Annotated in this window: 25 protein-coding genes; 8 read left to right on the top strand and 17 right to left on the bottom strand. The window is 60.1% G+C overall.

Annotated features, from left to right (window positions below):
• Positions 1-10: 10 nt before the first annotated feature.
• From CVV65_RS06450 to CVV65_RS06435, 3 genes are all read right to left on the bottom strand, one after another.
• Positions 11-1,462: an FMN-binding glutamate synthase family protein gene (locus tag CVV65_RS06450; protein WP_100667445.1), complete on the bottom strand. Its 1,452-nt coding sequence runs from the start codon at positions 1,460-1,462 to the stop codon at positions 11-13.
• Positions 1,446-1,757, bottom strand: coding sequence for a hypothetical protein (locus CVV65_RS06445; protein WP_100667444.1), 312 nt, complete (start codon positions 1,755-1,757; stop codon positions 1,446-1,448). The genes CVV65_RS06450 and CVV65_RS06445 overlap by 17 nt, the downstream gene beginning before the upstream one ends.
• A 234-nt stretch (positions 1,758-1,991) precedes the next feature.
• On the bottom strand, positions 1,992-4,391 hold the full coding sequence (locus CVV65_RS06435) for a bifunctional acetate--CoA ligase family protein/GNAT family N-acetyltransferase (protein WP_100667442.1): 2,400 nt from the start codon (positions 4,389-4,391) through the stop codon (positions 1,992-1,994).
• Between the two features lie 270 nt (positions 4,392-4,661).
• Here CVV65_RS06435 and CVV65_RS06430 point away from each other — a divergent pair, with 270 nt between their 5' ends.
• From CVV65_RS06430 to CVV65_RS06405, 6 genes are all read left to right on the top strand, one after another.
• On the top strand, positions 4,662-5,876 hold the full coding sequence (locus CVV65_RS06430; RefSeq protein WP_100669244.1) for a Glu/Leu/Phe/Val family dehydrogenase: 1,215 nt from the start codon (positions 4,662-4,664) through the stop codon (positions 5,874-5,876).
• Positions 5,877-6,022: 146 nt separating this feature from the next.
• A complete protein-coding gene (gene wsfD / locus CVV65_RS06425) occupies positions 6,023-7,570 on the top strand; it encodes a glycan biosynthesis hexose transferase WsfD (protein WP_100667441.1) in 1,548 nt (515 codons plus the stop codon).
• Between the two features lie 117 nt (positions 7,571-7,687).
• Entirely contained in the window at positions 7,688-8,077 is a 390-nt protein-coding gene (locus CVV65_RS06420) for an ArsR/SmtB family transcription factor (protein WP_100669242.1), read from the top strand.
• Positions 8,077-9,135, top strand: a complete 1,059-nt coding sequence (gene arsB, locus CVV65_RS06415; protein WP_100667440.1) for an ACR3 family arsenite efflux transporter — start codon at positions 8,077-8,079, stop codon at positions 9,133-9,135. The genes CVV65_RS06420 and arsB overlap by 1 nt, the downstream gene beginning before the upstream one ends.
• A gap of 110 nt (positions 9,136-9,245) precedes the next feature.
• The gene (gene arsC / locus CVV65_RS06410; RefSeq protein ID WP_100667439.1) at positions 9,246-9,728 is read left to right on the top strand and encodes an arsenate reductase (thioredoxin); all 483 of its coding nucleotides are present in this window, start codon (positions 9,246-9,248) and stop codon (positions 9,726-9,728) included.
• Between the two features lie 112 nt (positions 9,729-9,840).
• Positions 9,841-10,410 (top strand): FAD-dependent oxidoreductase, encoded by a 570-nt coding sequence (locus CVV65_RS06405; RefSeq protein WP_100667438.1) that lies wholly within the window; start codon positions 9,841-9,843, stop codon positions 10,408-10,410.
• A gap of 145 nt (positions 10,411-10,555) precedes the next feature.
• Here CVV65_RS06405 and CVV65_RS06400 read toward each other — a convergent pair whose 3' ends face one another.
• A complete protein-coding gene (locus CVV65_RS06400; RefSeq protein WP_133121245.1) occupies positions 10,556-10,750 on the bottom strand; it encodes a hypothetical protein in 195 nt (64 codons plus the stop codon).
• 268 nt (positions 10,751-11,018) lie between these two features.
• Here CVV65_RS06400 and CVV65_RS06395 point away from each other — a divergent pair, with 268 nt between their 5' ends.
• On the top strand, positions 11,019-11,885 hold the full coding sequence (locus CVV65_RS06395; protein WP_100667436.1) for a cupredoxin domain-containing protein: 867 nt from the start codon (positions 11,019-11,021) through the stop codon (positions 11,883-11,885).
• A 150-nt stretch (positions 11,886-12,035) separates the two neighbouring features.
• Here CVV65_RS06395 and CVV65_RS06390 read toward each other — a convergent pair whose 3' ends face one another.
• Both CVV65_RS06390 and CVV65_RS06385 read right to left on the bottom strand, forming a co-directional pair.
• Entirely contained in the window at positions 12,036-12,707 is a 672-nt protein-coding gene (locus CVV65_RS06390) for an LrgB family protein (protein ID WP_100669240.1), read from the bottom strand.
• Positions 12,707-13,111, bottom strand: a complete 405-nt coding sequence (locus CVV65_RS06385; RefSeq protein WP_232796767.1) for a CidA/LrgA family protein — start codon at positions 13,109-13,111, stop codon at positions 12,707-12,709. The genes CVV65_RS06390 and CVV65_RS06385 overlap by 1 nt, the downstream gene beginning before the upstream one ends.
• Positions 13,112-13,252: 141 nt before the next feature.
• Here CVV65_RS06385 and CVV65_RS06380 point away from each other — a divergent pair, with 141 nt between their 5' ends.
• Positions 13,253-14,149, top strand: a complete 897-nt coding sequence (locus CVV65_RS06380) for a LysR substrate-binding domain-containing protein (RefSeq protein WP_100667434.1) — start codon at positions 13,253-13,255, stop codon at positions 14,147-14,149.
• Between the two features lie 51 nt (positions 14,150-14,200).
• Here the strand turns inward: CVV65_RS06380 and phnW are convergent, their stop codons facing one another.
• The 11 genes from phnW to larE all read right to left on the bottom strand — a co-directional run bounded on the left by phnW (position 14,201) and on the right by larE (position 25,826).
• The gene (gene phnW / locus CVV65_RS06375; RefSeq protein WP_100667433.1) at positions 14,201-15,334 is read right to left on the bottom strand and encodes a 2-aminoethylphosphonate--pyruvate transaminase; all 1,134 of its coding nucleotides are present in this window, start codon (positions 15,332-15,334) and stop codon (positions 14,201-14,203) included.
• The gene (gene pbfA / locus CVV65_RS06370) at positions 15,318-16,691 is read right to left on the bottom strand and encodes a (R)-1-hydroxy-2-aminoethylphosphonate ammonia-lyase (RefSeq protein WP_100667432.1); all 1,374 of its coding nucleotides are present in this window, start codon (positions 16,689-16,691) and stop codon (positions 15,318-15,320) included. Before pbfA ends, phnW begins: the two co-directional genes overlap by 17 nt.
• Positions 16,682-17,500, bottom strand: coding sequence for a phosphonoacetaldehyde hydrolase (phnX, locus tag CVV65_RS06365; protein WP_100669238.1), 819 nt, complete (start codon positions 17,498-17,500; stop codon positions 16,682-16,684). Before phnX ends, pbfA begins: the two co-directional genes overlap by 10 nt.
• A gap of 55 nt (positions 17,501-17,555) precedes the next feature.
• On the bottom strand, positions 17,556-19,289 hold the full coding sequence (locus CVV65_RS16930; RefSeq protein WP_198592153.1) for a 2-aminoethylphosphonate ABC transporter permease subunit: 1,734 nt from the start codon (positions 19,287-19,289) through the stop codon (positions 17,556-17,558).
• On the bottom strand, positions 19,276-20,496 hold the full coding sequence (locus CVV65_RS06355; RefSeq protein ID WP_198592152.1) for an ABC transporter ATP-binding protein: 1,221 nt from the start codon (positions 20,494-20,496) through the stop codon (positions 19,276-19,278). The genes CVV65_RS16930 and CVV65_RS06355 overlap by 14 nt, the downstream gene beginning before the upstream one ends.
• Positions 20,462-21,574 carry a 2-aminoethylphosphonate ABC transporter substrate-binding protein gene (gene phnS / locus CVV65_RS06350; protein ID WP_157935412.1) on the bottom strand — a complete coding sequence of 371 codons (1,113 nt, stop codon included), beginning with the start codon at positions 21,572-21,574 and terminating at the stop codon, positions 20,462-20,464. The genes CVV65_RS06355 and phnS overlap by 35 nt, the downstream gene beginning before the upstream one ends.
• Before the next feature lie 238 nt (positions 21,575-21,812).
• On the bottom strand, positions 21,813-22,580 hold the full coding sequence (locus CVV65_RS06345) for a DeoR/GlpR family DNA-binding transcription regulator (protein ID WP_100667429.1): 768 nt from the start codon (positions 22,578-22,580) through the stop codon (positions 21,813-21,815).
• A gap of 29 nt (positions 22,581-22,609) precedes the next feature.
• Positions 22,610-22,864: a hypothetical protein gene (locus CVV65_RS17280; RefSeq protein ID WP_100667428.1), complete on the bottom strand. Its 255-nt coding sequence runs from the start codon at positions 22,862-22,864 to the stop codon at positions 22,610-22,612.
• Positions 22,865-23,005: 141 nt separating this feature from the next.
• Positions 23,006-24,256, bottom strand: coding sequence for a nickel pincer cofactor biosynthesis protein LarC (larC, locus tag CVV65_RS06335; RefSeq protein WP_100667427.1), 1,251 nt, complete (start codon positions 24,254-24,256; stop codon positions 23,006-23,008).
• Entirely contained in the window at positions 24,253-25,011 is a 759-nt protein-coding gene (larB, locus tag CVV65_RS06330) for a nickel pincer cofactor biosynthesis protein LarB (RefSeq protein WP_100667426.1), read from the bottom strand. Before larB ends, larC begins: the two co-directional genes overlap by 4 nt.
• Complete coding sequence (gene larE / locus CVV65_RS06325) at positions 25,008-25,826, bottom strand: ATP-dependent sacrificial sulfur transferase LarE (RefSeq protein ID WP_232796766.1); 819 nt, start codon at positions 25,824-25,826, stop codon at positions 25,008-25,010. The genes larB and larE overlap by 4 nt, the downstream gene beginning before the upstream one ends.
• Positions 25,827-25,850: the final 24 nt, after the last annotated feature.

Here is a 25,850-nt window from a genome sequence, read left to right as displayed (position 1 = left end):
CCCACTCCCGTTACTGCAACCCTCCCGGTGCCGGACCGGTTTGCGCTCCTTCCCATTGTAGTGGAGGCCGTTCGGGGAAACAAGGCGCCTCCTCCACCGTTCGGGCCCCAAACAATCCAGCCTGGCGCTGGGGGGACACCCAGCCCCAGGATACGCCCGCCGCCCAAGCCACAAAGGGGTCGAGGGCCGTGAGGTCCGATTTGCCCACATCGGCCACCGCCGTCTTCCCCAGGGATTGCACCACACTCTCCATCTCGTGCATACAGGCGTGCAAAAACCGGACGACATTGTGAGCCCCTTTGTCCACATCCAGTTGATCGGTCAGCTTGCCTGTATAAATCACCAGACTGGTGGGCGGCTCAAAAGGCAGGGTTTCCACCATCTGGTCTGACACCATGGCAAAAAGGGGCGCCGTTCCCACGTAGACCGCATCCGCTCCCAGGGCCAGCGCTTTGAGCATCTGCCCGGGGGTGATGAGACCTCCAGCCGCCAGCAAACTCACTCGACCCCGGACCTTTTTTTGCACCAGGACATCCGCAGCCCGGGAAACGGCAAACAAAGTCGGCAAACCCACATCGTCCTGCAGGGTCGGCGACCCTCCGTGAGTGCCTCCTTCGGCCCCGTCGATGGTGATAAAATCCACCCCGGCTTCCAGGGCGATCTGCATCTCTTCTTCGAGATGATGGGTGGCGGCGATTTTGAGCCCCACCGGAACCCCGGTCTCAGCCCGGAGGCGCTGCACGAGGGCCACAAAATCTTCAGGCCGGTCAACTCCGGGCAGTCGGGAGTGGATGACGGCGGATTGCCCCTCGGCCAGGCCAAAAACCCGCCGGTAATCCTCCCCAATATTGTGGGCTGCCGTCCTTTGGGAGGTCGACCCCTGGGCTCCCTGTCCCAGTTGAATCTCAACGGCATCCAGGCGTCTGTACTGTTCGGGTCGGTTCATCCATCCGCCCCGGTTGAATTGGCCGATCAGCAGGTCCGCCGCTTCCCGCTCCTCTTCAAGGAGCCCCGCCTCGCCGGTGTTGGTCGCGGTGCCGATCTGGGAAGCCGCTTTGGCCAGAGCGATTTTTGCCCGTTTACTCAAGGCGCCTCCAAAGGACATCGCCGCGATCACAATGGGAATGGACAGGGTGAGGGGATGCCTGGCCGCCGGACCAATCACCGTCGCCGTCTCGATTCCCACCTCTTCCGGGGTCGGGAGGCGTGTCAAATGAACCGGGTTAAAAATTAATTTTTCCCAAGGCGAAAAATGCACCGGACTGCCGAGGGGGCGGGAAGGGGCCGCACCCTGGGTGGCCCGCATGGCCGTTTCCGCCATGGATACTGGGCCCACCTTGCCTGTGACGGGAACCATTTCAAAAAGGTTCTCTGTGTACTGATCCCGCACAATTCGGGTCAGGGCTTTGTCGACCATTTCATTGACGATGGAACGCATCCAATTCTCAATGAACCGGAGCACGTTCCTCCCTCCCCTCCCCGGCAGCGACAGCCTCTGGGCGAACGTGGCCTTGGAGGAGGTCGTCGATTCGCTGACAGGCGGCGAGACACATCTCTTTGATGGCCCCGAGGCGTTTAGCGGCATTATCTTCTTCCACGGCGATGTCCCTGAGTACGGCATCGTCATAATCACTTAAGCGCTGGTGGTGGCTCCGCTCAATCATGGCAAGAGTGCCGGCAGCCGTTTCGACGCGCCGCAGTTCAGTTTTGACGTAGGCCAGGAATTGCTCTACATCTTTTTCATTAAAACGGGTCATGGGCGGTCCCCCTTGTAGGTTTTTTACTCCGATGGTAGTCTTCGCCTTGACCAAGGGGATCATTCACCGTTCGGAGGCAGGCACCCAGCCTTTTTCCCTGGAATAGGCTGTGTTGGAACCAGGTCGAAATGGCCGGAACTTAAGGGAAAGAGGGATCTGGGTGGAGATAGACATCGTCAGGCGGGGGGACACCCTGTGGGGAATCTCCCGTCGGTACGGCATCGAACTGGAGGGTCAACCGGCCTGGCCACCCACCGCGTCTTGACGTCTTCCCACCGCGATTTGGCAGTCGCCAATCCAGCATCCATCTTCGGACACGCCGACATCTGTCAATGCCACTTTGGTGATCTCGTAGACTTCTTCCACCAAGCGGGAGACCCGAAGGATAATGTCCGCCGCCGCGTGACGGGCCGGGGAGTCCGCCGGGGGCCCGTCGGGGCCGGCCACCGTCGTCAACAGGTCCTGGACATCGAGATCTGTGAGAGGCGTGATCCGCACCGTGCGGGCGGAGGGCGAACCGACAAATAAGATCATGCCAAAGAGCGGGTCCAACTCCGCCGTCACAGAAAACCACATCGCCGCCCCGGCCACCCCCACACTCCGCCGGATCCCCATGGCATCAAGCACCTCATTGCAAAGCTCCCGGGGCATCCATTCCACCACCCGGGCCCTCTCCGCCGCATCCGGTCGATGCCCGCGGATGATCTGCCGGGCCCGGCCCGTGTCCGCCCCTTCCAAATCCGGGATCCGCCCCACCGGTTTTTGCCGATAGGCCCCATACGCGGCCACCTTGGCCAAAGCCCGTACCGCCTGTTCCGGAAAAGGGTACACCGGAATCCGCTGGACACCGGCGTCGATGGCGTGGACAAAATTGTCTTCGGTCATGAGAAAATTGGCCACGACGGGCTTGGTGGTGAAGTCGCCTACCGCCGGGTCCGACGCCGCCTCCCGTAGGGCCTCCGCCAAGGCCCGGGCGACTTCCCGGTCATCCGAAACCCCGACAGGGGTAAACAGTACCAGAACGGCGTCCACGGCGGGGTCGTGCAGCAGCTTCGGCAGGGCTTTGCGATACCCGTCGGCCAAGGCCACAGTCCCCAGATCCACCGGGGTTCCCGCCATCCGCAATCCCTCGTTGTGCAAGGCATCCACGGCCATCACCGCCCCGCCCGCGGTGTTCGTTACAATGGCCACCCGGTCTCCCCGGGGGAGCGGCGCCGAGGCCAGAAGCGCCGTCACATCGAACATCTCTTGGAGCGTATTGACCCGGATGATACCCGCCTGGCGAAAAAGCGCATCCACGAGCACGTCCCTGGCCCGGGGCAGCACCGAGCCCGTTAAAGACACGGCGGTCCCGCCCTCGGTGCTCGCCCCTTTTACCGCAACGATCGGTTTCTTGCGGGTAATCCGCCGGGTGATCCGGGAGAACTTCCGCGGATTTCCAAAGGACTCGAGGTACAAGGCGATCATGTCGGTTTCCGGGTCATCTTCCCAGTACTGTAGTAGATCGTTGCCGGACACGTCCGCCTTGACCCCCATGCTGGCAAAGCTCGAGACACCGATCCCCATACGGCCGGCATATTCCAAAATGGTAATTCCCAGCGCCCCGGAGTGGCTGGCGATGGCGAGGGCCCCCCGCCGGGGGAATCGGGGAGCAAAGCTGGCGTTGAGCCGCACGTTCGGGTCCGTGCTCACCAGTCCCAAGGAGTTCGGACCGAGCAGTCGTGCCCCGGCCCGGCGCAAGCGGGCCGCCAACTCCGCCGGGGTGGGGACCCCTTTTTCTTCCTCCTCGGGCAGGCCCGAAGTGATGATGATCACCGACCGAACTCCAGTTTTCACGCAGTCGTCCACCACCGGAGAAACCTGGTCGGGGGGAACCGCCACCACCGCCAATTCCACCGGTTCAGGCAACTCCTGCAGACTGGGAAACGCCCGCACCCCGGCTACAGAGCGAGCCACGGGGTTCACGGGGTAGGCGATTCCCTGGAATCCGCCCTCCAGGATGTGCCGGAACAAAACATGGCCGAGGCCCTTCGGGTCTCTGGATGCTCCCACCACCGCTAAAGTGGTGGGGTGAAAAAAGGGGGCGAGGGAAGCAGCGGTGGCCAATTTTTCCCGAGTTTCCTGCAAGGCTCGGATCCGTTCAGTATGCGCGAGCTTGAGAACGAGATGGGCGACCCCCGACTGATGTTCGCTCCGGATCTCGTAGCCGCTGGACAGAAAAACGCCCATCATTTTTTCGTTATCGTACAGCACATAGGCCTCAAAAAATCGGAAACCGTTTTGCCAAGCGATTTCCGCCAAGTGTTCCAATAAGAGCGTCCCGATGCCTTTTCCGTGCAGATGGTCGTCCACCAAGAACGCCACCTCGGCGGTCTCGTCATCCACGCGGTTGTACGTGCCGATTCCGAGGGGTTGATCCCCGGCCATGCAGAGAAGGGTCGCATCGTTCACGCCATCGGCGGAAACCATGGCCTCGATCACTTCATCGGGAACCTCCCGGATCACGTGAAAAAAACGAAAATAGAGGCTCTCCGGAGAGGCAGTTTGAAACAAACGCCGCACCGTGTCCCGGTCTGAGGGCCGAGCGGGTCGAAATTCCGCCGCTCGCCCGTCTCGCAGAATGACCCTTGTCATCGCATTCCCGCCTCCGCATCTCCCGTTTTTCCCACCATCTCTCCATGTATACAGTATCAGAAAACCATTGACAGAAAAACAAATCCTCGCGGTCCATCTCTGAGGCAGATCCGCGAACGTCCAATGACAATTCTGATGGCCATCTTGAGTGTGCTGTTGGGTCACGTTATACTGTAAGAATCGCAAACACAAATTTCAGGAAAAGAAGGTGGAGTGGACGTGTCGCTATCCCTGCCCCGCTCGTCAACCCATGCTCAAGGCCCGTACGAAATGGTGCAGGAACAGATCGAACGAGCCGCCGAGCATCTCGGGATTCCCCGGAACGCCGTGGAGATCATGAAGAGGCCCAAACAAGCGCTCATCGTTCATTTTCCCGTGAGGATGGACGACGGGACGATCCGGGTGTTTGAGGGGTACCGCGTTCAGCACAATGACGCCATCGGCCCCACCAAAGGGGGCATCCGTTTTCATCCCGGAGTAACTCTCGACGAGGTCAAGGCTTTGTCCATGTGGATGACTTTCAAATGCGGTGTCGCGGGACTGCCTTACGGCGGAGCCAAGGGCGGGGTTGCGGTGGATCCCCACAGCCTTTCCGAAGGAGAACTGGAGAGGTTGAGCCGTGGATATATGGAAGCAGTGGCCCAGGTGGTGGGCCCCGACAAAGACATACCCGCCCCGGATGTGTACACCAATCCCCAAGTGATGGGCTGGATGATGGACACCTTCAGCCGGTTACACGGCACCTTCACCCCGGGGGTCATCACCGGAAAACCCGTGGTCATCGGCGGATCTCTGGGGCGAAGCGACGCCACCGGCCGGGGCTGCGTCACCGCCATTGCGGAGGCGGCCAAAGATATCGGGCTCCAACTGCAAGGGGCATCAGTAGCTGTCCAGGGATTTGGAAACGCCGGGCGCACGGCGGCGAAACTTTTGGCGAATCTCGGATGCAAGGTGGTGGCGGTGAGCGATTCCAAGGGGGCCCTGTACGATCCGTCGGGCCTGGACTTGCCTCGGGTGATCCGGGCCAAGGAAGCCGGCAACCTGTTGGATTACGGTCCCCAGCGCATTGATTCCTCCGAGCTTTTGGAACTCGACGTGGACATCCTCATTCCCGCCGCCTTGGAGGGCGTGATCACCGGTGCCAACGCCCCACGGATCAAGGCCCGGATCGTCGCCGAGGCGGCGAACGGCCCCACCACCCCTGAAGCGGACCGGATTCTACACGACCAAGGCATCATGGTGATCCCGGACATTCTCGCAAATTCGGGAGGCGTCACCGTGTCGTATTTTGAATGGGTCCAGAACCTGACCAACGACTACTGGAGTGAAGACGAAGTCAACCAGCGCCTCCAGCGGGCCATGGTGAAAGCCTATCGTCACGTTCGGCAAACGGCCGATCAGCATCAGGTGGACCTCCGCACGGCGGCGTTCATGATCGCCATGCAGCGGGTGTACGAGGCGATGAAAGCCCGGGGCTGGGTCTGACCTGAGATCGGGACAGGGTCTCAAGATCGGGCAGGTGCCGCCTTCGGGCGGCATTTTTCTGTCTCGCCCTTTCTCGCATTGTTATGGTACACTTTCAGAGTGTGCCGTACGTCAGATCGAGAAAGGAACGTTGAACGACGAGGACCATGGGTCGACCAGCCGCATTGTTTTCTGCCGTTTCCCTGAAGTTTGCCCGCCATGCGTCGCAGTTAGTGCGGCTGTTTTCCCGGGGGGTGGACGGGGGATATGCCATCCTCGTTTTCGTCCTGGCGACAGGGATTCTCCTCGCCCCGCCGGCAATCGGGATGGCGAACAACGGGGATTTTGAGCGCATCATGTACCAACCCGAGGTCGGGTTGGCGTTCACCACCACTGACCCGCACCTTCGTTATTTTAATTGGGTCAACCGGTATTTTGACGTGGTGGGAGGCGGGGACGCCCGTTACCCATCCTCCCTCGCTCTGTTGCTACAGCCGGCCATCGCCGTCAGCCAATGGTTATACGGCCGTCCGCTGTTCGACCTGTCGGTCCTCGCCGTTTTTTACGCGGCCTTGCTGGCCGTGGCCGCATTTTTCACCTTAGGCGCCCTGCGCCGCGTCCTGCCCCCGTGGGCGACAGTGTTCGCCGCCCTGGCAGGGATCGTTGTGTACTGCGATGTCGCTTATCTGGCCTACTGCCGCTCTTTGTACAGCGAAGCCGTTTCTTTTGTTTCTTTTATGTTTCTCCTGGCTTTTACCTTAGATTTACTGACCCGGCCGGTGCCGAGAATCTGGGGACTTGTGGCCTTTGGCGCCGCTGCTGTCGCTTTTGGCACCGCCAAGCTACAAATGGCGCCCTTGGCCCTGGTTCTCGGGGTGTTCGCGGTGCGCTTGGCACATCTGAGGCAGGACCGGTTGTGGCGGGTCGCATCCGTCCTTTGCGCGGCGGTCGTGGTTGGGGCCTCGACTGCTTCCTATGCCCTCACGCCCCGGGCCTTCGCTTACACGAACCTGTACCACAGCGTGTTCGACGGTATTCTGGTGAATCCGGCGACCCGTGTCCAGGATCTCCAGTCGCTCCATCTCGACGCCAGGTTGGCCGTGTTGGCTGGAACATCGTATTTTGACCGCCATCCCATCGATGTTCGCGGGCGAGAGTTCAGGGAGCGGTTTTACAGGAAGATCGGTTGGACCCAAATCGCTGGATTTTATCTCACCCATCCCGACCGGTTCATCGAGGCGATACAACAGAGTCACCGGGCCGCCCTGGCGATGCGGCCGCCATACCTCGGCAATTACGAGCGGTCATCCGGGATGCCCGCCAAGACCCTGACCCACCGCTTTTCTGTCTGGAGTGACACGAAAAGAGACTGGTTCCCGTCTTCGGTATGGGTGCTTGCGGGATACTGGTTGGTTTACGTGGTGGTGGCCATCCGAGGCCTGCGTGTTCGCGGTTTCAGATCAGTCGATGGGCTGGCTAGTGGTCCTCGGCTTGCAGAATTCGCTTTATGGGTTGGCACCCTGGCGGTGATCCAGTTTCCAATTCCCTATCTTGCCGAAGGTCGTAACGAACTTGTCAAACACCTGTTTACGTACGATCTCCTGTGGGACACGACCTTGCTCATCTCGGGCTCGTGGGCGATCGCCAAGATCGAGTCGGCCATCCGGTTGAGGAAGCGCCAGCGGGTGATTATGTCTGAAACCACGGCTGGATAAACATGAAGCGGGGAAAACGTATCGACCTTGACGGCCATCAGTCACCAGATCTACCCGAAGAAGCGAGAATTTCAATAACCATATAGTTATGTTATAATGGATCCCGGAGGGATCGACGTGGACATTCGAGAATTGGCCGATGTGTTTAAGGCGCTGGGAGACCCGACCCGGCTGCAGATCTTGGCTCTTCTCAACGTCCGGGATTGCTGCGTATGTGAGTTGGTACCGCTCTTTGGGATCTCCCAACCGGCGGTGTCCAAACATTTGGCGCGACTCCGGGCGGCGCGCTTGGTGCGGGAGAACCGTCGAGGCCAGTGGGTCTTTTATGCCCTCAACCGAGAACGCCTCAAAGAGATACTGGCAGCTATAGATCCGTTGCCGGATCTGGACGGCCCCTTGAAGGAGTTGGCAGACCGAGGGCCAGCCCCTATGTGCAGCGCGGAGCCGGCAACTGGCACGCCGGCAGCCGTTACTCCGACGGCCGTAATCAAAAGAGAGGTGCGGTGATGGCTGACCAAATCCAGAAACGATTATCGCCCTTGGATCGGTATCTGACCGTGTGGATTCTTCTGGCCATGGCTGCAGGCGTGGCCCTGGGCGCATGGGTGCCGGAATTCACTGGCGCGCTCCAACAGTTTCAAATCGGCACCACCTCCATTCCCATCGCCGCCGGGCTGATCCTCATGATGTATCCCCCTTTGGCCAAGGTGCGTTATGAGGAGCTCCCGAAGGTCTTTCGGGACAAGAGAGTATTGGCACTCTCCCTGTTTCAAAACTGGGTCATCGGGCCTCTGCTCATGTTCGGGTTGGCGATTCTTTTTCTCCGGGACCACCCGGCCTATATGACCGGGTTGATCCTGATCGGTCTGGCCCGGTGCATCGCCATGGTCATCGTGTGGAATGATTTGGCCTGCGGTAACCGCGAATACGCCGCCGGGCTGGTCGCCCTGAACTCCATTTTCCAGGTAGTGTTCTATTCGTTCTATACCTATCTTTTTGCAACCTTCCTCCCAAGCGTACTGGGTTTGCAGGGTGTGGCGGTACAAGTTTCAATGGGCGAAGTGGCCCAAAGCGTTCTTTTATACCTCGGCGTCCCTTTTACCGCGGGGCTTGTAACGCGATTCACCCTCCTTCGGCGGAAAGGGCATGATTGGTATGATCGAGCCTTTGTACCCCGGATCAGTCCGCTGACCCTGGTTGCCCTCCTGTTCACGATTATTGTGATGTTCTCCCTGAAGGGTGAAACCATTGTTCAGATTCCGATGGATGTGGTGCGCGTTGCGATACCCCTAGTGCTGTATTTCGTCCTTATGTTTTTTATCTCATACTGGCTCGGGCAAAAGGCCGGGGCAGACGCTCCAGTTACCACCACCCTCGCCTTTACCGCCGCCAGCAACAATTTTGAATTGGCCATCGCCGTGGCAACCGGGGTGTTCGGCATTGGCTCTGGTGAGGCCTTTGCAGCAGTCATCGGGCCCCTCGTGGAAGTTCCGGTGATGTTGATGCTGGTTCACGTGGCAAACCGATTGCGAAGACGGGAACGGCCTGTACGCGACCGGTCTTAAAAGGAACAGGAAAAAATGAGACGCGAAGGACCCGGGGATGGCGATGGGCATCGCCTAGGCATGACCGATAGGGAAACCCGGGCCCCCACAGCGAATACGGAGGTGCACTCATGAATTCTTGGGCGGAAAAGGGCGAAAGCGAACGTCAGCGAGAAAACGAAGAACAGCGGGCAATTTTATATTTTATCTGCACCGGTAATTCCTGCCGCAGCCAAATGGCCGAAGGGTGGGCGAAGTATTTGGGTGGGGATCGGTTCCGGGTGTACAGCGGGGGCCTCGAACCCCGGGGCGTCCATCTCATGACCGTGGAAGTGATGCGGGAGGTCGGCATCGATATATCCGGTCAAACCAGTGATCCCATCGATCCGACGCTGCTAACCCAGGCAGATTGGGCGATCACCTTGTGCGGTGATGCCGAGGAGCGGTGCCCGGTGACTCCCCCGACGGTGGAGCGTTTGCACTGGGGCTTGCCGGATCCCGCCAAAGTCACTGGCAGCCCCGACGAAATCAAGGACGCATTCCGGCGGGTTCGTGACGAAATCGGGAGAAGAGTACAGGAGTTGCTGAAGGACGTGGCGGCAGCAGCCCGCTGAGACCCGTCGCGCCTCCGGTCGCTTTGCCCCCATCCGTTCTAATCCTGTATAATTTCCATTGGGAGATCCCACAGAAAGATACAACGGTTCCTACGAAAGGATGGGTGCAACCATGTATGACGTCGCGGTTATTGGAGCGGGCCCGGCGGGGGCCAGCGCGGCTTTGTTCATAGCGAAGGCGGGAAAAAAAACCATCGTAATCGACAGCGACCAAAGCATCACCAAGCGTGCTTGGATTGAAAACCACTACGGAGTCAAGGAAATCACCGGGCCGGATCTCATCGAGATCGGCAAGCAACAGGCCGCTCACTTTGGTGCAGAGTTGGTCCAAGACAAGGTGACGGATATTCGCAAAACGGACGACGGATTCGACATTCAAACAGAAAAAGAAACATACAGCGCGAAACACGTCATTCTCGCCACCGGGTTGTGGACGGATTTGGCGGAAAAAATTGGTCTGAAAACGAAACCGGCCACCGAGCCGCGGATCAAGACGATCATCGAAACGGACGGACAGGGCCGCACCAACATTCCGGGTCTGTGGGCTGCAGGCACCGTAGCGGGGGTGAGCGTACATACGATCATCACTGCCGGAGATGGCGCCAAAGTGGCCATTAACCTGATCAGTGAACTAAATGGCGAGCGCTATGTGGATCACGATATTTTGACGCCAAAGGAGTAAAGCGGGGGACGGAGATAAGGTGAACCGGAGGGTCGCCGAGGGATCGGGCCGGGGCCGACAGTTGCCCCCGACCCGACCGACCCAACTGCGTCGTACCATTGTCCGGTTCGCCAAAAGGCATTCCCAGGGAATCTGCGTTCGAATATCATGCTCCTCCCCGGCGCCGTCCGATCGGATACATGCTTTTTCCGCTTCTGACAACCACCGGCTCGGATTCGATAACAGTTGATGTCAGCGCATTCGGGTAGGTCTGAAGAAAATCGATGGCGTCCAAGGCCTCGCGGGTGGTAATGTCCGTCATTCCGATGCCGTTGGCGCTCCCATGGGTGCGCTCGGTCAACCTCCGCACGCAAATCTTTCCAACCCGGGGGACTCCGGTGGCGAAGGGCATGGCATACCGGCCGGTGGGCCAACATATGAAACCCGCCGTTGAGCGGACTTTCGATGAACACTGCCGTGTTTTTGGGTCATTTATACCATACCGATGGGTTCATTCGTATCCCGAAAGAATGAGATGTTTTACCCTGCCTTTATTCCCATACGTACTGTAGTCTAAGGGAGGAAAAGATTTCATCTTTCACCCTTGTTGGGAAGGAAGGCGAGCTTTCATGAAGCGTGTGTGGAAAAAAGGATTGCTGGCTCTTACTGTTACCTCCTCCCTAGCTCTCGCAGCCTGTGGGGCCCAATCGTCGGCCCCGGCCGTACAGAATCCAGCTTCTCAACCGAACACCACGGCCACACGTGATCAAAGCACCCAGGGAACCAACACCAGTGCACAACACGTATACCTCGTGGTGGAGCCCGGTGCAAAGCTCGGTTCGGATCATGTAAAACATGACGCCTTTATCAACGGCGATTTTACAGTGGTGGCCGGTAAACCGGTCGACTTGACAGTATACAATTACGAGCAAACTCCCTTGACCATGAAAGCTGCGGACCTGGGGCTAAATGTGAACATCAAAGCAAGTACGACAAAGGGAGATCCAGCAGTCACAAACTACTCATTCATCCCCCAGAGCCCGGGAACTTACACCTGGGTGGCATCGGGAGATCGTGACCAGTGGGCCGCTAAACAGAAGGGGTTCCTGCAGGGGACCGTCACAGTGACACCGCCCAGCGATAACACTCAACATATCTCCCTGGTCATCAATCCAAATTATAAACTCGGCCCGGACGGAAAATTGCACGATGCCTACACTCCCGGGGACATTACCGTCAAGGCCGGTCAGCCCGTTGAGTTAACCATTTATAATCTCGGTAAAAAGGGCCATCCCTTTATCAGTTCCGCCCTAGGGGTCAATGTGCCCGTACAAGGTAGTCAGGGTACCGGCGAACCAGCCGTATTTAAGACCACCTTCACTCCACAAAAACCCGGAAAATATACGTGGATATGCGGTCTCCCGTGTGACGGGGAAAATAACCAATGGGCCATGTCTCACGACAATTACATGATGGGATACATTACAGTCCAGTGAGTCAAGAGACCCAGGTCTTAGAAAAAATGCTGTTAGAAGTAGGTCGCGGGGTAAATGGGTACTTACGAGTTGTAAAGGCTGTCGAGTCTGGGACTTCCACACTCGGCAGCCATTTGTTATCCCTAATCTTGGCACCAAACAGTACGGCCCCTACAACATCCGGACCAGGAACGGGGCCAGCACCACTGTCAAAAGCCCGGTCAGAATCATGGTCAGGCTGGAAACCGTCCCTTCCCGGGGCCCTAGTTCCAACGCCCGGGCGGTTCCCACGCCATGGGCCGCCACCCCGAACAAAGCCCCCCTGGCCACCCGACTTCGCAAGCGTAAGACGCGCAAGACAAAGGGCCCCATCACGCTGCCCAGCACCCCGGTGACAATGACGAATACGGCAGTCATCACCGGGACCCCGCCGATCACGCGGGAAATGTCCATGGCAATGGGTGTAGTCACCGAACGCGGCACCAGACTGGTCACCACCGCCGGGGCGAGGTGCAGCCAGCGGGCAAAATAAACAGAAGACACGACGGCGCTCATGGAGCCGGCGGCAACTCCGGCCAACATGGCGAGACCGTATCGGCGCAACAACTGCCGATACCGATACAGCGGCACCGCAAAAGCCACGGTGGCGGGCTGAAGCAACCAGGTGTATACCTGAGCTCCCCGGACGTAGTCGGCATAAGAAACGCGGCTCACCACTAACACGGCCATGATCGCCAGCGCCGTGGTCAGAATCGGGTTCATCCAGGGCCTAGGTACCCTGCGATAAAGAAGGGTGGCCACAAAATAGGCAAAAAGCGTCAACGCGAGACCGAACAGGATCATCAGCACGCTTTCCCCACCCTTCTTCGGGCGATACGCCACGCCCGTAACAGTTGTCTGATCCGGTGTGCCCCGTCGATGGTGATCCCTGTGACCGCCATCACCAAGGCGGTGCTCGCGACGATCGTCGTCGCGATCCTCCACCCTTCGAACCGCAACAGCCCGGTATACTGCAGGATTCCCACTGCGGAGGGCACAAAGAAGAGAAGCAAATGCCGAAGTAGCCAATTCGCCCCTTCCTCCACCCAGGACAACGGCAACCACCCCAGCTGCAACGCCGCGTACAACAGCCCCAATCCCAACAGCGAGCCAGGGATCGCCGACCAGTGCAACCACGAGGCCAACGCACTCCCCAGGGCCGAGATGGCCACCAGAAGCCCCACCTGCCCAATTCTTCGGGCCCACATGCGGGCCACCTCCTTCGCCCCCTTTAAAGTGGATATCCTTACCTTAAAGAGTCCGGGATATTGCGTCAAATATATCATTTTGCTATGATCAATTCGTAATCCGAATCGATGAAAGATATCCTGACAAAGATAGGTGGACCCATGGAAATTCGGCAACTGGAGTACTTCGTCGCCGTGGCGGAAGAGCTTCATTTTGGCCGGGCTGCCGAACGGCTTCACATGACCCAACCTCCGTTGAGCCAACAGATCCAGCGCCTCGAAAACGAGATCGGCGTTCGCCTGCTCAGCCGCACCAGCCGGCGGGTCCGGCTGACCCCTGCCGGCCAGGCCTTTCTCGATGCGGCCAGAAAAGTGCTCGGGGAACTGGACGAAGCGATCCTCGAAGCCCGCCGGGCTGAGCGCGGGGAAACGGGGCGGCTCCGGGTGGGGTTTGTGGGGTCGGCCACCTACGGGATGCTGCCGCTTCTGGTGCGAACATTTCGGGAACAGTATCCCGGTGTCAAACTGTACTTACAGGAGATGTCAACCCCGCAACAAGAGAAAGCATTGGATCGGGAAGAGTTGGATGTGGGGGTCGTCCGCCCGCCCCTCGGAGACCCCTCCCTGTACACCGCTCAGATCGAAGAAGACTCGGCCATGCTCGCCATTCCCGAAGAACACGCCTTGGCAAACCGGAGTTCCGTACATATTGACGATCTTCGGGGTGAGCCATTGGTCATGCTGGCCCGGAAGACTTGGGCGGGACTTTTTGATTCCGTGGTGGACCTTTGTTTGCAAAGCGGGTTTAAGCCGAACATCGTTCAAGATGCCACGGAATTCCAAACAGTGATCGGTCTGGTGGCGGCGGGGCTCGGGGTCGCCGTGGTTCCCGGCGGTGCAGCCGCGGTGCCGCGCAGAAGTGTGGTGTTCCGCCCCGTTACGGGCCCGGCCCCCCGCTTTGCCATGGCCTTGGCCTGGAGAGCGGACGACGATTCGCCCTTGGTACACCGATTCGTCACCTTGGCGCAGCGGATCAAGGCCCAGGCCCCGGTAGTGTGACACACCCTTGCGGCCCGAAGGGCCGGGCCCCCTCCACTTAGAGACAAGCCCTTATGGCCGGTACGCGGAGTTCCGCAACCTCACGGATTGGAAGTGGCGCAGCGCCTCCAGTAGGGCTTGAATGTCCTCCGGCGTCACGGTACCGATCGTCCCGATCCGGAACGTGTCGACATCCGTCAGTTTACCAGGGTAGATCACAAAACCCGCGCGTTTCAGAAACATATACATGTCCGGAAAAGAAAAATCCCTGTCATCCGGATACAAGAACGTGGTGATCACCGGCGATTGAAAGGCTCGAGGGACCAGGATGCGAAATCCCAACCTCTCCATTCCCTCGACCAGCACCCGTTGATTTTCCCTGTACCTGCGATTCCGGGCCGGAACCCCTCCTTCTTCCGCCAGTTCCTGCAGGGCTTGGTGGAGTGCCCGAACCGCGTGGGTCGGGGAAGTAAATCGCCATTTGCCTCGCCCCTCTTCCATTTCCCGCCACTGATCGTAGAGATCGAGGGACAGGGACCGGGCGCGGCCCCGGCACTCCGCCAATTCGTCCCGGCGAGCGATCACAAATCCCAGCCCCGGCACTCCCTGCAGACATTTATTCGCACTGCTGATGAAAAAGTCGATCCCCATCCCAGAAATGTCTATCTCAATCCCACCGAAGCTGCTCATCCCGTCGACAATGGAAATTTTCCCATAGGTCCGGACGAGATCCGCAAACTCCTTCAATGGATTGATTACCCCGGTGGTGGTTTCAACGTGGACCATGGCCAGGTGGGTAATGGCTGGGTCCCTTCGGAGGACTCGCTCCGCCTGCTCGAGGTCGCAGGGCAGGACCTCGGACCCGGAAACGATCGCCGCTGGAATCCTGAGCACCCGACAAATCCGGGCCATTCGCCGGCCGTAGGCGCCGTTCTCCAGAATCAAGAGTTTCCCGCCGGGTGGAATGGCCGTGCCAATGGTCGCCTCTACGGCAAAGGTGCCGCTCCCCTGAAGGAGCACCGTGGTGTAAGCGCCATCCTCATCTCCCGCTAGCCAAGTCAGACGCCGCCGGACGTCTTGCACCAGCTCCTTGTAGTCGTCATCCCATGTACACCAGTCCCGGAGCATGGCCCGCCTGACCCCAGGGCTCGTGGAGACGGGCCCCGGGGTCAAGAGCAGGTAGGGATTGTCATCTGAGATATCCATATTCCACCATCACTTCCTGTAGAGATTCCTCCAGAATGTCGAGCGCCCGGTCCAGCTCCTCTTCGCCGATAATCAGCGGCGGGGAGAGGGTCAGCACATTGCCCCGGGAAACTTTGAAATTGAGCCCTTTCTCCAAGCAGCGATACATCACCGCTTCAGCCTCCGACGTGGCAGGCTCCTTGGTGCGCCGATCCTTTACCAGCTCCACGCCATAAAGAAAGCCGATCCCCCGCACGTCCCCCACCAGGGAGTATTGCCGAGGCCAATTTTTCAGACGCCGCCCCATGCGCCGCCCCAACGCCACGGCCCGCTCAAGAAGCCCCTCTTCCTTGATGACCTCCATCACCGCCAACGCAGCCGCCGCCCCCAGCGGCGTTTTTTCGTGGGTGTAATGCCCGACGGCCCCTTCCCCGGCCACATCCAGCCCCTCCCGAACCACCAGGGCCGCCAAGGGAAACACGCCGCCCCCGAGCCCCTTGCCGAGGATCACCATATCCGGGACGATCCCCCAATGTTCAAAGGCAAACATCCGCCCGGTCCGACCCAACCCCACCGCCGTTTCATCGAGGATCAACAGCGCCCCATGCTGATCGCAAGCCTCCCGAACCCTTTGATAGTACCAGGGAGGTGGGATGACAACATCGGTGTTTCGCACCGTCTCCAGAATCACCGCCCCGATCTCCCCGTCTTTCGCCAACACGTACTCCAGGTACCCAGCGCATGCGCAGGATCCTTCCCCTGAGCATTCCTTCAGCGGACAATGGTACGGGTCCACCGGGGGCACGTGCTCCGCCCCGGGCAAAAGGGGGCCCATCCCCCTCCGAAAAAGAGCCTGGCCTCCCACGGTAATCGCGTCCAAGGAGGCCCCGTGAAACGAATCCCACACAGACAACGTCTTGTAGCGGCCCGTCGCCGCCCGGGCCAATTTGAGCGCCGTACTCACGGCCAAGGTCGCCGCCGGCGCCAGAAGCACTTTATTGAGATCCCCAGGGGCGAGGTCGGCGAGTTTTTTCGCCAACTCAACCACCTTGACGTTGGTGAAGCGCCGGGTGCAAAAGGGCAGGATCTCCAACTGGGCCTTTACCGCCTCAACCACCCGGGGGTGGCCAAATCCCACTTGGTGCACGTTGTTGCCGTGAAAATCTATGATTTTGCGGCCATCTGCCGTTTCCAAATAAATCCCGCTGCACGCCTGAATCGCATTCAGGCACGGCGTCGATAGGGCTTGATGGACAAAATACCGCTCATCCTCCCGAAGAATCGGTCCCGCCGCCCCGGTCTTGGTGCGCGCTCTCCACGCCCGGGCAAAAGGTGTCAGGTTCAGATCTCCTTCGCTCCGATCGCCGATCACTGGCATGGGCACTCCCCTTGACTCAGTCGCTGGTTAATTTCGTCAACCGCCCGCTGCAGTTCATCGATCCGACGTAAAACGTAATGGGCCCCAGCACGGCGAAGCTCCGCCTCCGCCTCCCCCATGCGCCGTTCCAATTCCAGTTCCGGCAACTTTTCTCGCTGGACCCGGGTGAGACCGAGTACACTCCCACCCTCCAATATGCCGATGCTCCACATGCCGGCATTTCGCCCTTCTTCCATGTCGCCAGGGGTATCGCCGACTTTGACCATGGTCGCCATCGGAAATACCCTTAGTCGCAGGGCGTTCTCATAACACATCCAAGGGGCCGGCCGACCTTCGGGGACATCCGAGGACGAGACGACGGCGTCCGGGCAAAACCCCCGCCGGGCCGCCTCGGGAACTAGGACCTCCATCATCTCCGACGTGTATCCCGTGGTGGACCCGATTCGGATCCCCCGCTCCCGCAGCCGCAAAACCGTGTACTCGACACCAGGAATCAAATCGGCGTGTTCCGCGAGGACCGCCCGCTGAATCGGCACAAACTCGTTGTACAAATCGTCCACGTCCTCTTCGCCGGGCTCCCGGCCCAAGGCAGCCCTCCATCGCAGGCGAACAGCTTCCAACCGGAGAAGCGCTCGAAGGTGGTCCTTTTTCGCTAATCCCATGAACCGGCGGATCTCCTCTTCCGCGACTTCGATCCCGCGGCGACCAAACACATCTCGAAACGCCGCCACTGGGGCCACGCACCCATCGTCCACCACCGTCCCGGCCCAGTCAAAGACCACGGCCTGGACCTCTAACCTTTGGTTCATCCATTCCGCCCTTCTCTCTTCAAAATAATGTGCCAAGATCCCCGCCCGAGCGCTCTCACGAAACCGCACCGATATCGGCCCCGTCCCCTGCACCTCGGTCCACCGCTCTCCGATCCCGCCTCAGACCCTTTCGGGCTAGCGCCCATCCGGATCGCCGATTCACACCCAGAGCCGCCACCGCCGCCAGTCCTAAAAAACCGGCGAGCAACAACAACACGGCCAGAGCGGAACCTTGGTAATAATACCCGCGCTGGATATACTGCAGAATCTGCATCGGTGCCGTGGCAAACCCCGGAGGACAGACCATCATCGTGGCGCCGAGCTCTCCCAGGGACAGGGCGAAGGCAAGGGCGGCCGAGGCCCGCATCCCCGGGAGCAGCAGCGGAATCTGCACCCGCCGAATCCTCCGCCAGGGCCCGGCGCCGAGCCCTGCCGCCGCCTCCTCCAAGGCCGGTGGCATCGTTTCCGCAATGGCAAGCAACATCCTGTAACTAAAGGGCAAAGCCAGAAAAAGCTGAACCAGGATGACGATCGCCGGGGACCCCGAGAGATCCAGGGGCTTCTGATGATACGCTGCCAGGACGGCCAAACCCACCACGACACTAGGAACCGCGCCGGGAATCATGATCAGGGCGTCGATCAAACCAGCGATCCCTCCCCTGCGCCTCCGCAGCAGCAGAGCGGCCCCCGTACCGATGACAGTAGCCAGCAGGGCCACCGCCCCTGCCACCGCGATGCTCACTCCGAGGGATGCCCAGTCACTGGCATCCAGCACAGCAAACCATCGCCAAGTCCACCCCTCCGGGAGTACCGTCCCCACCCAAGTCCTGGCCAAGGCGGAGACAACCACCACCATTATGGGGAGCACAAATACAATGACGACTGCGAGGGTCGCAATCCACGCCGCCCAGCCGGAGGATTTGCCGACCGACCCGCCCGTCCCCTTTGCACCTCCAACGAACACACCCCCCCGCCCCCCGAGGCTCCAGCGCTCCACCTGGCGATAGAGGGCATAAATCGCCAGGGACATCCCCAACATGACCGTCGCGGTCACCGAGGCAGCTGGGAGATCCAAATTCATCATCGCCGTGCTATAGATCAACATGGGGAGCGTTTGGACCTGTTGGGAGCCGAGGACAAGCAGAATGCCGAATTCATTTTGAATGAGTAAAAAGCAGAGGATCGCCCCGGCAGAAATACCCGGGTACGCCATAGGGAGGATTACCCGCCTCCACACCCGTCCAGGCCGAGCCCCAAGTCCGGCGGCCGCTTCGGGCAGCGCTGGGTCCATTCTCTCAAGTACCGCCAAGGTCGGCCGAATCATAAACGGAATGTAGTAACACACTTCGGCGAACACCACCCCGGCCCTCCCGTACAAGAAATCCCAGGGCGGGCCCGACAGGTGTAACAGATGCTGAACCCCCGCGGTGATCGACCCTTGGGACCCGTACAGAAAGATCAGGGAAAAGGCAATCAGAAACGAAGGAAACGCCACCATGAGCTCGACACTCCGCACCAACCACCGGGCAAAGCCGGGGGGCGAGCGGTGAATCGCCACAGCCACCCCGACCCCGATGAGCACGGCGAAGACAGTACTCTCCAAGGATAACCCCAGAGAAAACCACACTGTCCGCCATAGGGCCGCGCTGTGCAGTACAGTGCTCCACTCGGTCCACACCCCGCCCCCCTGAAGGGAAATCAACATCCACCCCGGATAGACCACCATGGGGATAAACACGAGTCCCGCCACTGCCAGTGGCCAACCGAACCGGCTCTTACTGGCCAACATCCATCCACTCCTCCGGGGAGAAAGATACGGGAACCACGTCCCCTGGCCGGGGAAGGCCCCCCCGGCGCAGGAACTCAGCGCTGAGGGTCAACTCCGGAAACTCTAGAATGACAAGCTTGACCCGGCAAATCGCCCCCACCCACTCCACCTCCGAGACCCGGCCCGTGAATGCGAGTTTAGCGCTGTGATCGAGACGGACACATTCCGGACGAACTCCGAAGGAGCGGGACCCATCCCCCATCTTAGCGAAAAGCCCCGGAGCAAAGCGGCGGACGAAGTCTGGCGGAAGCACATTGACCGCACCCAAATAGGCGGCGGCATACAGGCTGACCGGACGATCGTAGAGCTCAGAAGGGGTGCCCACCTGCTCCACTCGACCCTCCCGGAGCAGCGCGATGCGGTCGGAGAGGATCATCGCCTCTTCCCGATCATGAGTCACGTAAATCATGGTCAACCCAGGAAATCGCCGGTGGAGCAAGAGCAGTTCCGACCGAAGTTCCTGCCGCAGATTGGTGTCCAGGGCACTCAAGGGCTCGTCGAGCAACAGAACGTCCGGTTCGAGCACCAGAGCCCTGGCCAAGGCCACCCGCTGCTGCATCCCGCCGCTCAGTTGCGAAGGATAGAAATCCGCATGAGCCTCCATCTTCACCAAGTGAAGGTACCACTGGACGCGTTCCTTGACGATACGGCTTGGCATCCGGCGCTCCCGCAGGCCGAAGGCCACATTTTCCGCCACCGTCATATGCGGAAAGAGGGCGTAATGCTGATGCACCATGGCGATATTTCGCCGGTGGGGAGGAAGGCGGGTAATATCACGACCCCCGACCTCCACCGTTCCCGTGGTCAGATCGATCAAACCGGCCACAGCCCGAAGCAACGTCGTCTTTCCGCATCCGCTGCTCCCGAGAAGCGTGAGCAGTTCACCCTGGTTGAGACTCAAGTCGATCTCTTGCAGGATCGTCCGATGGCCGTGCGCCACGGTGACGTTTTTGAGGGCCAATCCCGGAACCGCCGACGCCACCTGGGTGGTGTGTTTCTCACCCAGGGGCTCCTGTCGCCGATCCGTGTGAAACGCTGGATCGCAGGTGGCGATCCCGGCGCACCCGGATTGTGTCGAGAGCTCACCCAAACCGCTCGCAAAGGCTGGATCGCTCCGGGATGACACCTGGGGATCACTGGGGAGCCGTGACACTGCCCTGCTTGCCATAGGCACCGAGCACCTCCGATTGCCAGCGGTCCTGCCATTTTTTCTGGTTATCGAGCACATGATTCCAGTCGATAGTTACAATCTGAACCCCGTTTAGCGCTTGTTTCACTGCCGTGGCTTTGTCTCCCGACGGGCTCACATCAGAACGGGCGGGAATGCCGTAAATATCATAGGTATGGGCCTGAGCTTCTTTGGAGAGCAGAAAATCGATAAGTGCCTTTCCGCCTCGGCTGTTCGGAGCATTTTTCACCAGGCCGATCACATAGGGGTCCGCGAAGGTGACGGGTTTTGCATCCTGGGAAGGTTTCAGAAACAGCGGTGATAGGGACAGCCCGCCTACGGTCTTGTCCGCCATGTCCATTTGCAAGTCGCCGTTGGCTACGGCAATCTCGCCACGGTTAATCAGCACATCGAGGTATCCGGTGCCTTTGGTGTGAAATTTGACGTTTTGCTCCAGTTGTTTGAGGTAGGAAAAGGCCTGGTCTTCTCCCCACAACTTCTCGAGGAGAATGATCACCGCCATGCCGTCGCCGGCGGAAATCGGATTGGAATAGGCGATTTTATCCTTGTATGTCGGCTGCAGCAGATCTTGGAACGTCGACGGAGGCGAGGACGTCAGCCGGGGATTGTAGACAAAATTGACGTAGTTGTTAATGAAGGTATACCAATGTCCGGCACTGTCTTTTTGATCGACCGGGATGGCGGCGCTCTCCGGAGACGCATAAGCTTCGAGAAGGCCGTCCTTTTGCGCGGCCTGGATGAAGGGCGGCATGGTGACCACCACGTCCGCTTTGGGATTGTCTTTTTCCACCTTGAGGCGGTTCACCACCGCGCCACTGCCGTCCGCGACCATTTGCACTTTTGCCCCGTATTTTTTCTCAAACTCCGGGATCACCGCCTTGTAATAGTCTTCAAGGCCATCCGACGTGTACAAAGTAACAGTCCCCAGGGACGAGGAGGAACTGCCCGCGCCCCCGCTTCCCGGCTGACCTGCCGGTCCAGCCCCCGCCCCACAGGCGGTGAGCACCGACGCACAGGCCAAGCTGATCAAACCCGTTTTCCATGCCCGTTTCCCCACGTTTACCACGCCTCCCTGCGATGGTTTGCACATCTTTACACATAACAACACGTATTACCACAACTTCACACCCCCAGCATAGCAGGTTCAGCCCAGGGGTGTGTGATGCCTGTGTAAAGATTGGACAGGAAGTTGGTAAAGGGGCGGATTGGACCACCGAGCTGAAGGAGCCTCGGGTTACGGGGGGCGGACGCCCCCCGGCAGACGGCCAACAGGCTTGCGGGAGTGCTATCCCACCTCATCCGCTCACCTCGCCCCGGATGACCTCTACCCCCAAGGCGCAGATCGCCTCGGTCTCCTCCTCAGGTAAACCCGCGTCCGTCACGATCACATCCACCGCAGTGAGCGGAACGACCCGAGTAAAAGCGGTGACGCCGAACTTGCTGTGGTCCGCCAGCACCACCGCTCTTGCCGCCCGTTCGACGATGATGCGCCGGAGCTCCGCCTCTTCCACGTGATAATCGGTCACCCCGTGCTCAATGGTGATCCCCCCGGCGCTGATGAAAGCCGTATCGACAAAAAAATTCTCCGTCACATGGTTGGCGATGGCCCCGGACAATGACATCTCCCCGTCCCGCAAAAGCCCCCCGGTCACATACACTTTGGCAGAGGTCGCCGCCAGGGTCGCTGCCACGGTGATGCTATTCGTAAAAACCGTGAGCGATCCCGCCGGACGCAACACCTTTGCAAACTCCAGCATGGTGGTCCCGGCATCGAGATAAATCGTGTCCCCCGGGGCAATGAGGGACAGGGCGGCCCGGCCGATGGCCTGCTTTTCCGCCCGGTGAGAAACGGTGCGCACTTCATAGGAAGGCTCTTCCCCCACCTGCTTGAGCACCGCCCCGCCGTGTACCTTCGTCAGCAGCCCCTTCTGCTCCATCTGCCGCAGATCCCGGCGAACCGTCTCCCGGGACACCCCCAGTAGCTGGATCAAGTCTTGCACCGCCAAAGAACCGTGTTCCTCCAGATGCCGGCGGATGAGTTCAAAACGCTGTTCTTGCAGCATACCCCCGAACCCCCTTCCCGACAGGATGGTCAGCCATCCACTAATTTAGCATACGTTGACACGAAAATGCACAGATTAATGTCCGGTAGTCGCAAAAGAAAAGGCAGGCCCGGCGGGCCTACCCCACGTATGGTCAACTCAGTTTTCTGGCGGAACCCCTTCTCTTTCCCGGCGTAAACCTGCTGGTTACGTACCACCATATCCATCAAACGATCTGCAGCTTGGGCCAGGGTGATTTCTCGGCGCAGCAGACCACTCACGTCCACATCGATATGTTCGGACATCGTCGATAACTCTAGCCGTCCCAGGCCCCGGCTGTCCGCTCTGGGGCTACACTGACTATCTTGTCAGATTTTCATTTGAGATTAAAACGAAGGGGTGGAGAGAGGGACCATCGCATCGGAACGCAACGGGACCCCAATGATCTACAAGCCCTTCGATCCCACCTGCCGTACGACCTCCTGATACACCCATTTGAGCGGCACCCCGTACTCCTCCGCCCGGAGGCGGCAGTCCTCATATTCCGGGGCAACGTTCATTACACGGCCATGTCGATAAGCAATTTTCACCCGCACCGGTCCATACGGGGTCACCACTGTTTCTGTCCGGCGGTCCAGGGCCTCCCGGCGCACCCCGTACTCCCGCACCCCGATGGATGAACTCTGGGCGAAAATTTCTTCTTTAACGGCCTCCAGTCGATCCGCCGTGCACAGTGCTCGGATCTCCATGCCCGGCCGGCCCTTTTTCATGATTATCGGCACGATCCAGGCGTCCAACGCCCCCACCTCCAGCAGCCGGGGCACCAGGTACCCCGCCCATTCGGGGCTCATATCGTCCACATTCGTTTCAACCACAAAATAGCGATCCCCCCCTCCCGCCTCCACCGCCGCCGCTCCACTCCCCTCCATCTCCAAGCCGGCCTCGATTCCGGAGCCGCCCGGTTGGACCGCTTTCCCTGACTCGGACACCCGCTCCCCCACTTGAATCCGCAGCACATTCGGAACCCGAAGTTCCCTCGACCCGGCCCCGTACCCCACAGCCTCTGCTACATAGCGCAGCCCCCCGGCCGGCCGGGACAGGGTCCGCAAGATCGCCGCCCCGGTGGGAGTCACCGTCTCCCCCCAGAGGCCGCTGGAGTACACCGGAAACCCCTTTAACAACTCCACCGTCACCGGGGCAGGCACGGGAATAGGCCCGTGGGCGGACACCGTCCAGCCTCCGCCCACCTCAAGGGGTGAGACAAAACATTCCGGCATCCCGAGAAGATACCAGCCCGCCATGGCCCCGACGATGTCGACGATGGCATCCACCGCCCCAACCTCATGAAAATGCACGTCCTCCGGAGACGTGCCGTGCACTTTGCCTTCCGCCTCGGCCAACAAGCGAAAAGCCTGGATGGCCCGCTCCCTCACCGCCTGGGGAAGGGTACTCCTATCAAGAATCTGCAAAATATCCGCCAGCCGCCGATGCGGTTGTTCTCCGCCGGACTCCACATCGACTTTCAACGCGCTGATGCCCCGCTTGGTCACCCGCCGAATACTCAGGACATAACCCCCGAGCTGCAGTCCACCCAGGATCTCCCGCCAGCGGTCTTCCGGAGCGCCGACGTCCAGCCAAGCCCCTAAAAACATATCTCCGCTGGCTCCGGCAAACCCCTCGATATACGCGACCTTCACGCCGATTCCCCCAACCCGTTGATCAGAGCGGCCATGTATCCGGCGCCAAATCCGTTGTCGATGTTCACCACCGCCACTCCCGGGGCGCAACTCGCCAACATCCCCATCAAGGGCGTCAGTCCCTGCCACTGGGCGCCGTAGCCCACACTGGTGGGCACCCCGATGACCGGTTTGTCCACAAGGCCCGCCACCACACTCACCAAGGCCCCCTCCATCCCGGCCACCACCACGATCACCCGGGCCCGGTACAAGCGATCCAGGTGGGTCAAAAGCCGGTGAAGCCCGGCCACCCCCACATCCGCCAGCAGTTCGACGCGGGCCCCCATCAACTCCGCTGTCACCATCGCCTCCCGGGCCACGGGGAGATCCGAGGTTCCGGCGCAGACCACCAACACATCCCCAATCTTGCGCCTGGGCTCTTGACGAATCACCACCGTGCGGGCCAAAGGGTCATATTCACACTCCGGCACCCTCATCCGGAGCAGCTCCGCCACCCGGGGCTCGGCCCGGGTGCCAAGGACGTTTCCTCCCTGACGGGCCAGGCGCTCCAGGATTTCCGCCGCCTGCTCCGGCGTTTTTCCCTCACAGTACACCACTTCCGGGAAGCCCTTGCGCAGGGCCCGGTGGTGATCCAGCCGGGCATACCCGAGATCTTCCGCCGACAGGCGACCCAGGGCCCGAAAACCCTCCTCCACCGTCCACTCCCCCCGCTGGACGGCTTCCAGAACCTCCCGAAACCCCCTGGGCTCCCTCATCCTTCTTCCGCTCCCCCGAACACGGACCGCCGCGATCCGACCGGCGCCAGCATCTCGTTGAGGCTCCCCGTTCGATACCCCTGTAAATCCATACAGACGTAGGTATACCCGATAGCTTTCAACTGGGCCGTCACCTCGTCCGCCGCAGCCACCAGCCGCTCCCTCTCCCCGGGCTCCACCTCGATCCGGGCGAGGGTCCCGTGTTGACGCACCCGAACCTGCCGAAAACCGAGGGCCATCAAAAACGACTCCGCCCGGTCCACCATCGTCAATTTTTCCAAGGTAATCCGCTCCCCGTAGGGAATTCGGGAAGAAAGACAGGCAAAAGAGGGCTTGTTCCATGTGCGTAGTCCCATCTCCCGGGATAGCTGGCGAATCTCCGCCTTGGTGAGCCCCGCCTCCTGAAGGGGCGCCCGCACCCCCCTCTCCACCGCCGCCCTGAGTCCCGGGCGATGGTCCCCGAGATCATCGGCAATGGCCCCGAAGATCACGTGGTCATATCCCTTTTGTTTGGCGAGGGGAATCAAGTGGCTGAACAGCTCTTGTTTACAAAAATAACATCGGTCGGTCGGGTTTTCGGCATACCCCGGAATCTCCAGTTCCCGGGTGTGGATCAGCAGGTGCGGGCTGCCCAGCTCCCGGGCCAATTCCACCGCTTCCCGCCGTTCCCGCTCGGGGTAGGTTTCCGAATCCGCCGTCACCGCCAACACCCGGTCCGGTCCCAAAGCTTCCAGGGCCGCCTTCAACAAAAAGGTGCTGTCCACCCCTCCGGAGAAGGCGATCACCACCCGGCCCAATTCACGCAGGCGGTCCATCAGCACCCGGCATTTGTCATGGGC

It is taken from the genome of Kyrpidia spormannii, assembly GCF_002804065.1.
GTDB classification, from domain to species: domain Bacteria; phylum Bacillota; class Bacilli; order Kyrpidiales; family Kyrpidiaceae; genus Kyrpidia; species Kyrpidia spormannii.
This window is presented reverse-complemented; position numbering and strand designations above follow the sequence as displayed.